The sequence below is a fragment of the Actinobacillus seminis genome, from assembly GCF_002263215.1.
Taxonomy (GTDB): domain Bacteria; phylum Pseudomonadota; class Gammaproteobacteria; order Enterobacterales; family Pasteurellaceae; genus Actinobacillus_B; species Actinobacillus_B seminis.
In genome coordinates this window covers 78,237-91,137 of the sequence record NZ_NLFK01000006.1, presented here as the reverse complement: position 1 = coordinate 91,137, position 12,901 = coordinate 78,237, and the positions used below count along the sequence as shown (strand labels likewise).

Annotated in this window: 18 protein-coding genes and 1 tRNA gene; 11 read left to right on the top strand and 8 right to left on the bottom strand. The window is 40.2% G+C overall.

Going from position 1 to position 12,901, the window contains the following annotated elements; all coding sequences use genetic code 11:
* Window position 1: 1 nt before the first annotated feature.
* A complete protein-coding gene (gene ybeY / locus CFY87_RS07170) occupies window positions 2–469 on the bottom strand; it encodes an rRNA maturation RNase YbeY (protein WP_094946538.1) in 468 nt (155 codons plus the stop codon).
* Between the two features lie 72 nt (window positions 470–541).
* A complete protein-coding gene (locus CFY87_RS07165; RefSeq protein ID WP_094946537.1) occupies window positions 542–877 on the bottom strand; it encodes a helix-turn-helix domain-containing protein in 336 nt (111 codons plus the stop codon).
* A 128-nt stretch (window positions 878–1,005) separates the two neighbouring features.
* On the opposite strand from CFY87_RS07165, the gene CFY87_RS07160 reads away from it, so the two are divergent.
* Window positions 1,006–1,218, top strand: coding sequence for an excalibur calcium-binding domain-containing protein (locus CFY87_RS07160; RefSeq protein ID WP_094946536.1), 213 nt, complete (start codon window positions 1,006–1,008; stop codon window positions 1,216–1,218).
* A gap of 13 nt (window positions 1,219–1,231) precedes the next feature.
* Entirely contained in the window at window positions 1,232–1,375 is a 144-nt protein-coding gene (locus tag CFY87_RS11795; protein WP_169711610.1) for a hypothetical protein, read from the top strand.
* A 35-nt stretch (window positions 1,376–1,410) separates the two neighbouring features.
* On the opposite strand, the gene CFY87_RS07155 is transcribed toward CFY87_RS11795, so the two are convergent.
* Entirely contained in the window at window positions 1,411–2,490 is a 1,080-nt protein-coding gene (locus CFY87_RS07155) for a PhoH family protein (RefSeq protein ID WP_094946535.1), read from the bottom strand.
* 203 nt (window positions 2,491–2,693) lie between these two features.
* Between CFY87_RS07155 and CFY87_RS12280 the strand changes: the two genes are divergently transcribed.
* The 7 genes from CFY87_RS12280 to hisIE all read left to right on the top strand — a co-directional run bounded on the left by CFY87_RS12280 (window position 2,694) and on the right by hisIE (window position 7,113).
* Window positions 2,694–3,137 (top strand): hypothetical protein, encoded by a 444-nt coding sequence (locus CFY87_RS12280; RefSeq protein WP_236757382.1) that lies wholly within the window; start codon window positions 2,694–2,696, stop codon window positions 3,135–3,137.
* Between the two features lie 11 nt (window positions 3,138–3,148).
* Complete coding sequence (locus tag CFY87_RS12275) at window positions 3,149–3,535, top strand: hypothetical protein (RefSeq protein WP_236757381.1); 387 nt, start codon at window positions 3,149–3,151, stop codon at window positions 3,533–3,535.
* Window positions 3,536–3,542: 7 nt separating this feature from the next.
* On the top strand, window positions 3,543–4,136 hold the full coding sequence (gene hisH / locus CFY87_RS07145; RefSeq protein WP_094946534.1) for an imidazole glycerol phosphate synthase subunit HisH: 594 nt from the start codon (window positions 3,543–3,545) through the stop codon (window positions 4,134–4,136).
* Complete coding sequence (locus CFY87_RS07140) at window positions 4,136–4,792, top strand: MOSC domain-containing protein (protein WP_094946533.1); 657 nt, start codon at window positions 4,136–4,138, stop codon at window positions 4,790–4,792. Before hisH ends, CFY87_RS07140 begins: the two co-directional genes overlap by 1 nt.
* 54 nt (window positions 4,793–4,846) lie before the next feature.
* Window positions 4,847–5,596, top strand: a complete 750-nt coding sequence (gene hisA, locus CFY87_RS07135; RefSeq protein WP_094946532.1) for a 1-(5-phosphoribosyl)-5-[(5-phosphoribosylamino)methylideneamino]imidazole-4-carboxamide isomerase — start codon at window positions 4,847–4,849, stop codon at window positions 5,594–5,596.
* Window positions 5,578–6,351 carry an imidazole glycerol phosphate synthase subunit HisF gene (gene hisF, locus CFY87_RS07130; RefSeq protein ID WP_094946531.1) on the top strand — a complete coding sequence of 258 codons (774 nt, stop codon included), beginning with the start codon at window positions 5,578–5,580 and terminating at the stop codon, window positions 6,349–6,351. The genes hisA and hisF overlap by 19 nt, the downstream gene beginning before the upstream one ends.
* Window positions 6,352–6,471: 120 nt before the next feature.
* Entirely contained in the window at window positions 6,472–7,113 is a 642-nt protein-coding gene (gene hisIE / locus CFY87_RS07125) for a bifunctional phosphoribosyl-AMP cyclohydrolase/phosphoribosyl-ATP diphosphatase HisIE (RefSeq protein WP_094946530.1), read from the top strand.
* A 145-nt stretch (window positions 7,114–7,258) separates the two neighbouring features.
* On the opposite strand, the gene tcdA is transcribed toward hisIE, so the two are convergent.
* Window positions 7,259–8,035, bottom strand: a complete 777-nt coding sequence (tcdA, locus tag CFY87_RS07120) for a tRNA cyclic N6-threonylcarbamoyladenosine(37) synthase TcdA (protein ID WP_094946529.1) — start codon at window positions 8,033–8,035, stop codon at window positions 7,259–7,261.
* Window positions 8,035–9,132 (bottom strand): murein transglycosylase A, encoded by a 1,098-nt coding sequence (gene mltA / locus CFY87_RS07115; protein ID WP_094946528.1) that lies wholly within the window; start codon window positions 9,130–9,132, stop codon window positions 8,035–8,037. Before mltA ends, tcdA begins: the two co-directional genes overlap by 1 nt.
* Window positions 9,133–9,313: 181 nt before the next feature.
* Here mltA and CFY87_RS07110 point away from each other — a divergent pair.
* A tRNA-Met gene (locus CFY87_RS07110) sits at window positions 9,314–9,390 on the top strand.
* A 167-nt stretch (window positions 9,391–9,557) separates the two neighbouring features.
* Here the strand turns inward: CFY87_RS07110 and CFY87_RS07105 are convergent.
* Together CFY87_RS07105 and mpl are read right to left on the bottom strand one after the other, a co-directional pair.
* Complete coding sequence (locus CFY87_RS07105) at window positions 9,558–9,767, bottom strand: cold-shock protein (RefSeq protein ID WP_094946527.1); 210 nt, start codon at window positions 9,765–9,767, stop codon at window positions 9,558–9,560.
* 184 nt (window positions 9,768–9,951) lie between these two features.
* Complete coding sequence (gene mpl, locus CFY87_RS07100) at window positions 9,952–11,313, bottom strand: UDP-N-acetylmuramate:L-alanyl-gamma-D-glutamyl-meso-diaminopimelate ligase (protein ID WP_094946604.1); 1,362 nt, start codon at window positions 11,311–11,313, stop codon at window positions 9,952–9,954.
* A gap of 161 nt (window positions 11,314–11,474) precedes the next feature.
* Here mpl and fbp point away from each other — a divergent pair, with 161 nt between their 5' ends.
* Window positions 11,475–12,476 (top strand): class 1 fructose-bisphosphatase, encoded by a 1,002-nt coding sequence (gene fbp / locus CFY87_RS07095; protein ID WP_094946526.1) that lies wholly within the window; start codon window positions 11,475–11,477, stop codon window positions 12,474–12,476.
* Window positions 12,477–12,587: 111 nt separating this feature from the next.
* Here the strand turns inward: fbp and CFY87_RS07090 are convergent, their stop codons facing one another.
* Window positions 12,588–12,878, bottom strand: a complete 291-nt coding sequence (locus tag CFY87_RS07090; RefSeq protein WP_094946525.1) for a helix-turn-helix domain-containing protein — start codon at window positions 12,876–12,878, stop codon at window positions 12,588–12,590.
* Window positions 12,879–12,901: the final 23 nt, after the last annotated feature.

Sequence of the window (12,901 nt, the reverse complement as noted above, 5' to 3'; positions counted from 1 at the left end):
ATTATACTTTTTCTGCGAGATAAGGATCCGCAAAACCTAAACCGAGCATAATTTCCGTTTCCAAACTTTCCATTTCTTCCGCTTCGGCATCTTCAATATGATCGTAACCAAGTAAATGCAAACAGCCATGCACCGCCATATGCGCCCAATGCGCCATTAACGGTTTGCCTTGCTCCTGTGCCTCTTGCTCCACCACTTGGCGACAAATCACCAAATCCCCCAACAACGTTAATTCCACTTCATCCGGACATTCAAACGGAAACGACAACACGTTCGTCGGTTTATCTTTGCCACGATAGGTTAAATTTAACTGATGGCTTTCCACTTCATCTACAATACGAATAGTAATTTCAGGCTCAATACTCTCCGCACGTACAGCCTGCGTAGCCCAAAGGGTAAATTGCTCAAGAGTGGGTAAATTAGTTTGATCTGAACTTGCGATTTGTAGATCGATGATGACGTTTTTCATAATTTTATCATTTAATTTTAATCTAAAGTGCGGTTGATGTTAGCACAGTTTCAACCAGGGATAAAACCCCTATCAAGGTTTCTGCAATTCTTTCAAAAATGCCGCAAAATGGCTTTTTTGTGAATGCGTTAATCCCGCCCAAACGCGATCTACTTCATCCCCACTCCAGTCAAAACTATCCATACAATCGGAGAAGAAATAGCTGATTGGTGTTTTTAAAAAAGTCGCAATCGCCACGAGATGAGCCACGTTGATTTTGTTAGTGCCACGTTCATAGCGAGAAAACTGCGGTTGAGAAATATCTACATATTCAGACAGTTTTTCCGCTGTGTAACCCAATTCTTTACGTCTTTTTTGAATACGCTGCCCGATCAATCGATCTATATCACTTGGAACAAATTTCGCCATATCTATACACTTTAAGGAATATTCTATAAATGCATATTTTCTTTATTTTTATTCTTGAAATAAGAAACATAAAAGAATACAATGCAAATAAATATTCATTTATGTAATAAAATTGTATGGAGTATTCTATGAGAAATTTAATCATCTTATGTTTATTTGCTGGATTTGCTGTATCTTCTTACGCAGTTCGTTGTGCTGATTTTTCAACACAGCAAGAAGCACAAGAATATATGGAAAGAACAGGTGATACTCGTCTTGACGGTGATCGAGATGGCGAAGCTTGTGAATGCTTACTCGGAGGCACTAGATATGGCTCCAGTATTTGTCGTAAATCATCTTAAAAAAGGAAATCAAATGAAAAAAATTGCTACATTTTTACTTGCTGTATTTGTATTAGGTACTATTAGTTCTTTAGCACAAGCCGGTCAATGTGATTATGACTGGCAACGAGCAAAAGATGGTTCGCGTTGTGGTGATAGAGCTGCAAACAAACGATAAGAAAATGAGCCGAATAAGCCAATTATTCGGTTCATTTAATTATGCTTTTTACTATTCTTCTTTTTCCAATCGTTTTTTTCCGCTAGTTTTTGTTTGCGAATTTCATCTTCCGCCTCCCAACGTTCATAGGCTTGGACAACCTTCGCCACCACCGGATGGCGCACAATATCTTGACTATCAAAATAGTTAAAGCTCAATTCCGGCACATTTCCTAACACTTCCATCGCATGGCGCAAACCGGATTTTTGGCTACGAGGCAAATCAATTTGCGTCACATCGCCTGTGATCACTGCTTTGGAATTAAAACCAATACGGGTAAGAAACATTTTCATTTGTTCTACCGTGGTATTTTGACTTTCATCCAAGATAATAAAACTGTCGTTTAACGTCCGTCCGCGCATATATGCCAAAGGCGCAATTTCAATGACATTACGCTCCATCAATTTTTGTACTTTTTCAAAACCAAGCATTTCAAACAAAGCATCATATAATGGACGCAAATAAGGCTCAATTTTCTGCCCTAAATCGCCCGGTAAAAAACCCAATTTCTCCCCAGCCTCTACCGCTGGACGAGTCAACAACACACGACGAATTTCTTGTTTTTCCAACGCTTCAACCGCTGCTGCAACTGCTAAAAAGGTTTTCCCGGTTCCCGCCGGACCAATTCCAAAGCTAATATCATGAGTCAAAATATTGTGCAAATATTCAATTTGATTTTTACCGCGCGGCTTAATTAAACCACGCTTGGTTTTAATCGTGGCACTATAAACGCGGCTTTCTTCCCGTTCGTTATGCGCCTGCAACAACATTCGGCTTTCTTGAATCGCCATGTGGACATCTTCCAAATCCAATTCTTTCACCTTGCCCCACACCACGGCAGTTTCCATATACAAAACTTGAATTAATTTGACCGCACTTTGCAATAATTGCGCATGATGCGGTTTCGCCTCGTCCTCTTGAGATTGGATCGTAAAGGTAAAATTTCGTCTTGAAATCAACAAATTAAATGCTTTTTCAATCAATTGGATATTTTCATCAAAAGTGCCGCACAAGGCTTGTAAACGCGCATTATCTTGCGGTTCAAGGGTAAATGTTTCAGTCAAATCGTGAGTCAAAGGACAATCCTTACAGGGTTGATAAATAATAATTTAGTGTAACAAATTTTTCCCGTGGCGACTAATATCCTTTTGCCTAAGCAAATGAAATTTTTTTCAATAAAAAAGCCGATCTACTGTTAGCAATACATAGAAAAATATTGTACATTAAAGACAAACCGATAAAAGTGCGGTTGAGTTTATTAAATTTTTAGGTGGATAATATGATGTCACATAGAATTTTAACATTGTATAAGATAGATAATAATCCTTTGGTTGATAGTTTAAATAATTTAGAAATTAGTGGAAAAATAAGATTCTTAAAAAGTGTTTTGTTAAAAAACAGCCAATTTAAAGTAGATGATAATGGTGATTGGCGGCTTAAGTTTTTTGTTGGTAAAATTTACGAACAATCCTTTTTAGTAAGTGAAAATTTAGATCTTAAGGAAGTTGAATTATCTACACTAAGTGTGATTATTGATAAGTATAATGGCTTTAATTCAGAACATTCGGAACACCTATCTTTATCTATACGAGATAATAAATCAATAAAACTTGAAAAATTTTTAGAATACTCATCTCACTATAGTTATATTGATGCCAAAGGAATAGCATTTTTTCTCAATTTTTTTTTTTTTTTTTACAGGATCATTTTAAACGTCATATAATTTTACAAGCTTTGGCATATGCTTATTTAGGTGCAATTGAATTTATAACAAATAAATTGGCAGAAAAAGTAAATTGTAATGATTGTAATATTTCTGATTTAAATGATCTCTATATTGAAGCAGCAAAATTTAATTCTGTATTTTTCTTTTATCAACCTGTTCTAAGTAAAAATACCGGTTTAACAGAAGCTTGGCGTTGTATTGATAAAGCTCTAGAAGTTAATATTTCCTCTAAGGAACTTCTAGAACAGTTATCCATGGTTCATTATATTTTAAATTTAGATTCAGAAAATAAAAAAAGGGCGTTGGAAAAGCAAGCCAAGAACAAACAAGAAAAATGGAATTTAGCTTTTGTTATTATAGGAATTATTCTCGCTATTATAGAATTATTAAAATAGGATAAAAATGACCAACCTAGTAATCATTGATACAGGCTGTGCAAACCTGTCATCTGTAAAATTTGCATTCGACCGTCTGAATATTCAAGCGGAAATCAGTCATGAAATTACAAAGATTAAATCAGCGGATAAATTGCTGTTACCCGGCGTAGGCACAGCGGTTGCGGCGATGAAAATCTTACAAGATCGCAAACTTATTGACACTATCCAAAATGTCGCCCAACCAATGCTTGGTATTTGTTTGGGGATGCAATTAATGACGGATTTTTCCACTGAGGGCAATGTAGATACCTTACGTCTAATGAGCGGTAAAACCGAGTTGATTCCAAATACGGGCTTGCCACTGCCGCATATGGGCTGGAACCGTGTGCGTTACGAACAGGATCACCCCTTATTTGCCGGCATTGAGCAGAATAGCCATTTCTATTTTGTACATAGTTATGCCATGTTACCGAATAAAAATACCATTGCAGTAAGCCAATATGGTGTGGATTTTTCGGCAGCGATTGCGAGTAAAAACTTCTACGGCGTACAGTTTCACCCTGAGCGTTCGGGCAAAAATGGATCGTTGTTGTTGAGGAATTTTGTGGAGAATATCTAATGGCTGAAGTATTAGCCCTTAAAATCGGTTTAGTGGAAAATGTTATCTTTGCAGACGGTACAATTCTAGAAACAGCGATTCGTAAACGACCTGTGGACAAAATGGTTGTTCATGAATTAGGCGCAGAAGGTAATGAGGTTGCCTTAAAAGCACATCACGGTGGCGTGGATAAGGCACTGTTTTTTATGGCGGATAAAACGTTCGAAAAACTGACCGCACTTATCGACAAGAATTTTGATTGGCGCAATACAGCGATTTATGGTGAAAATTTTGTGGTATCGGAATTGGATGAAACTAATGTTTGCGTAGGTGATCACTATCGAATTGGTGATGTGATTTTTGAAGTGTCGCAACCGCGTAAGCCCTGCGAGCGTTTGTCGTTAAATGCCGACTGTGCGAACACGCAAAAAATCGTACGCGAGCAAGGTTTAACCGGTTGGTATGTGCGTATCATTCAAACAGGTACTTGCAAAAAAGGCGATACGATTCATCTCCTACAACGCCCTTATCCGCAATTGAACATTGCGTACCTAAACCAATTGGCGGTACAAAAACCAACGAAAACTATGCGTGAAGATTTGGAAAACACACTGGCGTGTGATGTATTGGCGGAGGCGTTCAAGCGAGCGTTGTGGACGCAGTTGAGACGGATTTAATAACGCTTCCCCTTCCCCACAAACGGGCCGGAGGAAAAATAAAAAGGAAACACAATGAAAAAATCAATCATCATCCCCGCCCTCGATCTTATCGACGGGCAAGTTGTCCGCCTACATCAAGGCGACTACACAAAACAAACAACTTACAGCGATAACCCTATCGAACAATTTGCCAGCTACTTTGCACAAGGGGCGGAGCAGTTGCATTTGGTGGATCTCACAGGAGCGAAAGATCCTGCAAAAAGACAGACCGCACTTATTGGCAAAATTATTGAAGCCACAAATTGTAAAATCCAAGTGGGCGGTGGCATTCGCAGCGAACAAGATGCAGCGGATTTACTGGCGGTAGGGGCAAATCGTGTAGTGATTGGCTCAACCGCGGTGAAAGAGCCTAAAATAGTGAAAAGCTGGTTCAATAAGTATGGTGCGGAGAAATTTGTGTTGGCGTTGGACGTAAACATTGATGCAAGCGGTCAAAAAATCATTGCGATTAGTGGTTGGCAAGAAGCGAGCGGAGTATCGTTGGAAGCATTGATTGAAGATTTCCAAGCTGTCGGTTTGCAACACGTTTTATGCACCGATATTTCTCGCGACGGTACACTGGCCGGCTCAAACCTGGATTTATATAAAGAAATCTGTGCAAAATATCCTGATGTGAATTTCCAATCGTCTGGCGGTATCGGCTCATTGGATGACATCAAAGCGTTAAAAGGCACCGGCGTAGCCGGTGTGATCGTGGGTCGTGCGTTGTTGGAAGGTAAATTTAATGTAGCGGAGGCTATCAAATGTTGGCAAAACGGATAATTCCTTGTTTGGACGTGCGTGATGGACAAGTGGTAAAAGGCGTGCAGTTCCGCAATCACGAGATTATCGGTGACATTGTACCACTGGCAGCGCGCTATGCGGAAGAAGGGGCGGACGAGTTGGTATTCTACGATATTACTGCCTCATCAGACGGTAGAACTGTGGATAAAAGCTGGGTGCAACGCGTGGCGGAAGTGATCGATATCCCGTTTTGCGTAGCCGGTGGCATTAAAACCATTGATGATGCGGAAAAATTATTTGCTTTCGGCGCGGATAAAATCTCCATAAATTCGCCCGCACTTGCCAACCCTAAATTGATCACACAACTGGCGAATCGCTTTGGGGTGCAAGCGATTGTAGTGGGCATTGATAGCTGGTTTGAGAAAGAAACAGGCAAATACTGGGTGAACCAATATACGGGTGACGAAAGCCGCACTCGCCAAACCAACTGGCAGCTGCTTGACTGGGTGGCGGAAGTGCAAAAACGTGGCGCAGGCGAAATCGTGCTAAATATGATGAACCAAGACGGTGTACGCAACGGTTATGATTTAGTACAACTGAAAAAAGTGCGCGAAGTCTGTAATGTGCCGTTAATCGCATCAGGCGGCGCCGGTGAAACGGTTCATTTTCGTGATGCATTTATTGACGCAAACGTGGACGGAGCGCTGGCGGCGAGTGTGTTTCATAAAAGGATTATTGATATTAGGGTTCTAAAGGATTATTTAGCTCAACAAAATGTGGAAGTACGTAGATAATCAGTAGGGAAGCCATGCCGGCGTCCGTTGTAAAGACGGAGTGCAGTTTACGGACACGAATCATGTTCCTCATACCCTACATACATTTCGTTATAAGTGCGGTTAAATTTTAGGAAAAATATGCAAAACACAATAAATTGGGAAAAAGTAGATGGTTTATTACCCGTTATCGTTCAACACGTTCAAACCTGTGAAGTACTGATGTTGGGTTATATGAATCAAGAGGCTCTCGCCAAAACCATTGCGGAGAAAAAAGTAGCTTTTTTCTCTCGTACCAAACAGCGTTTATGGACAAAAGGCGAAACTTCAGGCAATTTTTTGAATGTGGTAGATATGAGTTTGGATTGCGATAACGATACGTTATTAATTTTAGTAAATCCAATCGGTCCAACTTGCCACACGGGAAAAGAAAGCTGTTTTCATCAGTTTGAAACTCAATCCGAAGGCGAATGGACGTGGTTTGCTAAGTTGGAACAAGTTGTAGCTGAACGTAAAAATGCCGATCCTGAAAGTTCTTATACCGCTAAACTTTACGCTAAAGGTACGAAGAAAATCGCGCAAAAAGTCGGCGAGGAAGGGGTGGAAACCGCCCTTGCCGCAATGGCGAAAGATCAAGAGGAAATCATCAGCGAAGCGGCAGATTTGGTCTATCATTTAACTGTGTTATTACACAATGAAAATCTGGCGTGGCACGACGTAATGGAAAAACTTAAAGCGCGTCATCAAGGCATTGGATTACATCCTGAGGGTTCAAATAAATAATGACTAAAATTAGGTATGGCATCTTATTCTAAGAAGAATATATGCGCTATTTTTACCAAGCAGTAAACCAAGACGATTGGCGCTGTGGCAGCTGCGGTGGCTGTATTTAAGCCACCGCGAAAACTTTCCCAAAATTGACCGCACTTTACTGCGCGTTTTTACGCAGCAATTTGTCAATCACTCTCGACACTGCAAAAAAACCAAAGGTAGCCGTAATCATCGTTGCCGCACCAAACCCGTTAGCGCAATTCATGCTTGCCGATACCTCACAATGCTCCCCCATTTGTGGAAAAATCAAAGGTTGGGTGGAAAAAACACAATCCACGCCAAATTTCCGCTTAGTATTTTGTGTAAAACCATATTCCTTGCGTAAAAATGACCGCACTTTTGCCGCCAACGGATCTTGAATGGTTTTACTTAAATCAGCAATTTGAATTTGCGTCGGATCCGTTTGCCCGCCCGCGCCGCCAATGGTAATCACCGGGATTTTGTGGCGCTTACAATAAGCAATCAACGCAGCCTTGGTTTTCACACTATCAATAGCATCAATCACATAATCATAACCACGATCAAGATAATCCTCCAAATTATCCGGTGCAATAAAATCATCAATAATTTCGACCGCACATTCCGGATTAATCAAGCGCACCCGCTCTTTCATCACTTCCGTTTTAAGCAACCCCACATTGCCGGATAAAGCATGAATTTGACGATTAATATTGGTGACACAAATATCATCCATATCAATCATAGTAATATTACCGATACCTGAACGCGCCAAAGCTTCCACCACCCAAGAACCAACGCCTCCAATGCCGATCACCGCAATATACGATTGACGAAAAATTGCCAATGCTTCAGCACCATACAAGCGACCAATGCCACCAAAGCGCTGTTCATAATTATCAATACGTTCTGTCATTATTGTAATAACCAAGCTCTACCATAATGTTTAGACAAACCGGCAATATGCCCCGCTTCGTCGCCAATACCGCGATATAAGTCAAAATGATGACCTTTGACTGCGCCGCCCACATCAAGTGCGACCATTAAATTTAATTTATGTTTACCGATCCAATTGCCTTCGTTATCAATTTCAGGCACTTCCACCAACAACACCGAACCGGAAGGAATGAGGCTGCGATCGGCAGCAATGGACGCCATAGGCACCAAAGGTACACCGGCTGAACCACGCACCTTTCCATTCGGATCATTTTTAAAGAAAACATATGATGGATTGCGCTCTAATAAACTTTGTAAACGTGATGGATTTGCGTTTGCCCAGTCTTTGATAGCTTGAATGGACATTTTTTCTTTTGGAATTTCACCATCTTCCACCAACAAACGCCCGACCGCCACATAATCAAAACCGTTTTGACCGGCATAAGCAAAATAATTTAAATCACCATTACCAAAATCCACATAACCGCTGCCTTGTACACCAAGTAAGAAATTATCGATCATAGAATCACTGTACGCCAACTCCAAGCCTTTGCCTTTCAACGCACCGGCATAAATTTGCGCACGCGTAAAACGTTTTTGCGTCGGCATTGCATAAATCGGTTGATTGTATTTGCCTTGCTGTGTCTGCCGCGCATGAATTACCGGCGAATAATATCCTGTCATTAACACATTTTGGTATCCATCTTGCCCCTTCATGATTTGAGGATGAATATCAAATGTTGATAAATCATTTATATCTGCACCTGTCAAAACCCAATCGGTTATTTTTCTATACACATTGGCAAAGCGCTTACTTAAGCTCTGTGAATAGCTATATATATTGGATAACTGCGTTAAAAAATCCCCCTGATTTCTAACCGCACTTTTATTTTCTACTTCTAATACCGGCATTAAGTTTACTTGCTGATAACTTCTTCCTACATATTGAGCACCGAATTTTTCGTTAGTTTCTTGTGTTGAGTGATTGCCGGTATGTTGGGTAGAGGAACATCCCGGTAAAAATAATATGCCGAAAATCACAGCGATTTTTCTTATTGAAAGCGGTTTTAACCACATAATGAAGCCCTAACTAAAATAAACAAACAATGCTAAGGTATCAAAAAATGACTTGAAGATATAGCGCATTTACAGCAATAGAAGAAAAAATATCCATATTGTTTGTTTTTATACCAAATACATTATTTCACCCAATTTTTACTTGCATAAAAATTTCAAAAGCGTATTATGCAGGTACAGACGCGGGGTGGAGCAGCTTGGTAGCTCGTCGGGCTCATAACCCGAAGGTCGTCGGTTCAAATCCGGCCCCCGCAACCAGATTTCGCAAGGCGGTTTGTTTATAGCAAACCGCTTTTTGTTACGTTTAAAATACGCAAAAGGGCGGTGACTTTTTGCGTTGTTTTTTATATATATCCGTTGTAATGCCTTTTTTACAGCACAAAAAAACCATCATTGCTGATGGTCTTTGTACTCACTTGATTTGACTAAACTAAAACAGCGACGTTTTCCGCTTTTTTACCACGTTTATCATCAATAATATTGAAAGTCACAGATTGACCTTCTTTTAAAGTGCGAAACCCATTGGTTTGAATGGCTGAAAAATGAACAAATACATCTTCCCCATTTTCCGCTTGTAAAAAACCAAATCCTTTTGTTTCGTTGAACCATTTAACGGTTCCTTTACTTTGTGACATTACATAATCCTAATAAATAAAAATCTTGAGATAACGCTATAAAATATGGTGATATAAAACAAATTTTTTAATTTAGCCAGTCAATTATTCGTGCTATCCATGACGCCTTTATGACAAAGGCAACACCATACTAACAGTATATATTATAAATAGCACGCTTTATTTTGCGATAATGTCAAATTTCTTACTTTGTTGATAATTTATCCAATAATTTTTGATGAATACCGCCAAAACTCCCGTTTGACATCACTAAAATATGATCGCTTTCGCGCACTTCAGCGATCACCATATCGACTAATTTATCAATATTTCCCGACCAGCTTGCCGGCTGCACACATTGATTACCAATCTCCACAACATCCCAAGGAATGCTGTCCGGCTGTAATAAAAAAACATGATCCGCGCGCGCTAACGCCGGAGCGATTTCGTCTTTATGTACGCCCATTTTCATAGTGTTAGAACGTGGCTCCAATACTGCCAAAATGCGCACGCCGCCGCCCACTTTATCGCGAAGTGCGGTCAATGTCGCGAGAATTTCCGCTGGATGATGAGCAAAATCATCATACACCGTCACGCCATTCACCTGCCCTCTCACCTCCAAACGACGTTTAGCATTCACAAAGCCGGATAAGGCTTTACAAGCATTTTCGATACCTACGCCCGCATGATACGCCGCGGCAATCGCCATCAAGGCGTTGTGCATATTATGCTGTCCGACAATATTCCATTGTACTTCACCTGCTTTTTTACCCTGATGATACACGTCAAAATACGAACTGTCGTTCGTCAAACGCTCCGCATACCATTGTTGATCCTGCCCCAAATATTGGCATTGCGACCAGCAGCCCATCTCCAAGGTTTCTTTCACGCTTTGTTCATTGGCAACGGACAAAATTCGCCCACTTGCCGGAATGGTACGGATCATGTGATGAAATTGGCGTTGAATGGCTTTTAAATCGTCAAAAATATCCGCATGATCAAAACCGATATTATTGATAATTAATGTTTTCGGATTATAATGTACAAATTTTGAACGTTTATCAAAAAATGCGGTATCATATTCATCCGCTTCGATCACAAAAAACGAACTTTTACCCAAACGCGCGGATGTCCCAAAATTCCCGGCAATACCGCCAATCAAGAAACCCGGTTCCAGCCCATTTTGCTCTAAAATCCAGCTTAACATACCTGTAGTGGTAGTTTTGCCATGGGTTCCGGAAACCGCTAACACCCAACGATCATGCAATAAATGATCATGTAGCCATTGTGGACCTGAGGTATAAGGGAGATTATTTTCCAATATATATTCGACACAAGGGTTTCCACGCTTCATTGCATTACCGATCACAACCAAATCCGGCGTCGGTTGCAATTGGGAAATCTCATAATGGGGAATAATTTCAATACCGCTCTCTTGTAAAAATGTACTCATTGGCGGGTAAACATTAGTATCCGAACCGGTCACTTTGTAGCCCATTTGTTTGGCGATAATCGCAATACCGCCCATAAATGTGCCACAAATACCTAAAATATGAAGATGTTTTATTGTCATTGTTGTCTCTTATCAAAAAATCATGTAATTTTTATAAAAAAAGTGTGGCTGAGATCACAGAGATTTAAAATCTTTTTTCTATCATGAAGTCAAGGCTGTTATAATAAATCAACTTTCTGAGAGAGTAAAATCTATTACTAAAATAAGGACACGATATGAAAACGTTAGGACAATTTATTGTCGAAAAGCAAGCTGAGTATCCCAACGCTAAGGGAGAACTCTCCGGTATTCTTTCTTCCATCCGTTTAGTGGCAAAAGTGATTCACCGCGATATCAACCGCGCCGGATTAACCAATAATATTATTGGTAACAACGGGGTAGAAAATGTGCAGGGAGAAGCGCAGATGAAACTGGATTTATTTGCGCACAACACCATGAAACAAGCGTTAATTACGCGCGAAGAAGTTGCCGGATTTGCCTCCGAAGAAGAAGAAAATTTCGTCGCATTTGATACCGAACGTGGCAGAAATGCCAAATATGTGATCTTAACCGATCCGTTAGACGGTTCTTCCAATATCGACGTCAACGTCGCCGTCGGTACCATTTTCTCTATCTATCGTCGCGTTTCCCCAATCGGTACGCCGGTGACATTGGAAGATTTCCTGCAACCGGGTAATCGCCAAGTTGCCGCCGGTTATATTGTTTACGGTTCCTCCACTATGCTGGTTTATACCACGGGTAATGGCGTTAACGGATTTACCTATGATCCTTCCTTGGGCGTATTTTGTCTTTCTCATGAAAATATCCAAATTCCGCAAAGCGGCAAAATTTACTCCATTAACGAAGGACAATATTTAAAATTCCCAATGGGCGTAAAAAAATACATTAAATATTGCCAAGAAGAAGATAAAGCGACCTCTCGTCCTTATACTTCTCGCTATATCGGCTCCTTAGTTTCCGATTTTCACCGCAATATGTTAAAAGGCGGAATTTATATTTACCCAAGCGCCACCAACTATCCGAATGGTAAACTACGCTTATTATATGAAGGTAACCCAATGGCATTCTTAGCGGAACAAGCCGGCGGCATCGCCTGCGACGGATACCGCCGCATTTTAGATATTCAACCAACCACACTACACGAACGCATTCCGTTGTTTATCGGTTCAAAAGAAATGGTGAACAAAGCGCAAGACTTTATGCGCGAATTCGGTTAATTCTTAAACATACCGCCATAAAAGCTAAAATCTCGGCATTTGTGGCGCTATGTTTCTCCATAAAATATTATCACTATGTAAAGAACGGAAAAAGTGCGACGAAATTTATAATTATTTTTTACGCAAAAAAACAGCTCTCTTTGGATTATCTAAACTAAATCTTGTTTGCATCTCTTTAATCACTTCTATCGGATCTAATTCTAATCCTTTACAGTATTGAATAAACTCAAAAATATCCAAACGTCTATCACCGGTTTCAACTTTACCAATAAAAGAATGAATGACGCCTAACTTAGCTCCCATCTCACGCTGCGAGAGTCCTAAATTTTTTCTACGTTGCAATAATAATTCTCTTAGCCAGAGATGTTCATCAGAATGAACCGATAATCTTAAATTTCCCATTGCACCTATTTTAGGTACAATGT

Coding starts and splice junctions, on each gene's coding strand:
- mltA (WP_094946528.1), bottom strand. CDS start 9,132: ATGTGGTTAAAACCGCTTTCAATAAGAAAAATCGCTGTGATTTTCGGC.
- tcdA (WP_094946529.1), bottom strand. CDS start 8,035: ATGACAGAACGTATTGATAATTATGAACAGCGCTTTGGTGGCATTGGT.
- CFY87_RS12280 (WP_236757382.1), top strand. CDS start 2,694: ATGATGTCACATAGAATTTTAACATTGTATAAGATAGATAATAATCCT.
- hisF (WP_094946531.1), top strand. CDS start 5,578: ATGTTGGCAAAACGGATAATTCCTTGTTTGGACGTGCGTGATGGACAA.
- CFY87_RS07090 (WP_094946525.1), bottom strand. CDS start 12,878: ATGGGAAATTTAAGATTATCGGTTCATTCTGATGAACATCTCTGGCTA.
- hisA (WP_094946532.1), top strand. CDS start 4,847: ATGAAAAAATCAATCATCATCCCCGCCCTCGATCTTATCGACGGGCAA.
- CFY87_RS07165 (WP_094946537.1), bottom strand. CDS start 877: ATGGCGAAATTTGTTCCAAGTGATATAGATCGATTGATCGGGCAGCGT.
- hisH (WP_094946534.1), top strand. CDS start 3,543: ATGACCAACCTAGTAATCATTGATACAGGCTGTGCAAACCTGTCATCT.
- CFY87_RS11795 (WP_169711610.1), top strand. CDS start 1,232: ATGAAAAAAATTGCTACATTTTTACTTGCTGTATTTGTATTAGGTACT.
- CFY87_RS07140 (WP_094946533.1), top strand. CDS start 4,136: ATGGCTGAAGTATTAGCCCTTAAAATCGGTTTAGTGGAAAATGTTATC.
- CFY87_RS07105 (WP_094946527.1), bottom strand. CDS start 9,767: ATGTCACAAAGTAAAGGAACCGTTAAATGGTTCAACGAAACAAAAGGA.
- hisIE (WP_094946530.1), top strand. CDS start 6,472: ATGCAAAACACAATAAATTGGGAAAAAGTAGATGGTTTATTACCCGTT.
- fbp (WP_094946526.1), top strand. CDS start 11,475: ATGAAAACGTTAGGACAATTTATTGTCGAAAAGCAAGCTGAGTATCCC.
- ybeY (WP_094946538.1), bottom strand. CDS start 469: ATGAAAAACGTCATCATCGATCTACAAATCGCAAGTTCAGATCAAACT.
- CFY87_RS07160 (WP_094946536.1), top strand. CDS start 1,006: ATGAGAAATTTAATCATCTTATGTTTATTTGCTGGATTTGCTGTATCT.